1 protein-coding gene is annotated in these 250 nt (G+C 70.4%); it reads left to right on the top strand.

Going from position 1 to position 250, the window contains the following annotated elements:
* The coding region (locus tag PMES_RS16465) for a hypothetical protein (protein ID WP_159966787.1) at positions 1-250 on the top strand (250 nt) is incomplete at both ends.

The raw sequence follows: 250 nt of genomic DNA, 5'->3' as shown, positions 1-250 counted from the left end.
GCCCCTGTCGGCGAAAGATATCGCACGCGGTCTCGAGGAAACATCGGCGCCGGAGCCCGAGAAGCCCGAGGCACGGGTCATCGCGCTCGAGACGGGCCGGGCCGCGTCCGCCAGGCGCGTGCCGGCCACGCCGCAGCCGACCAGCACACCGGAGCAGGAGGCCGCTCATGAGGTGTTTTACCGGGACTTCCGCGCCTCTGCGCAAGACGAAAGCACGCCGGCGGAGGTCGATGATCCGCTGGTCCGCTTC

It is taken from the genome of Profundibacterium mesophilum KAUST100406-0324 (genome assembly GCF_009835145.1).
Classification (GTDB): domain Bacteria; phylum Pseudomonadota; class Alphaproteobacteria; order Rhodobacterales; family Rhodobacteraceae; genus Profundibacterium; species Profundibacterium mesophilum.
Note: the sequence above shows the minus strand (reverse complement) of the source record. Positions and strands in the feature narration are given on the sequence as shown.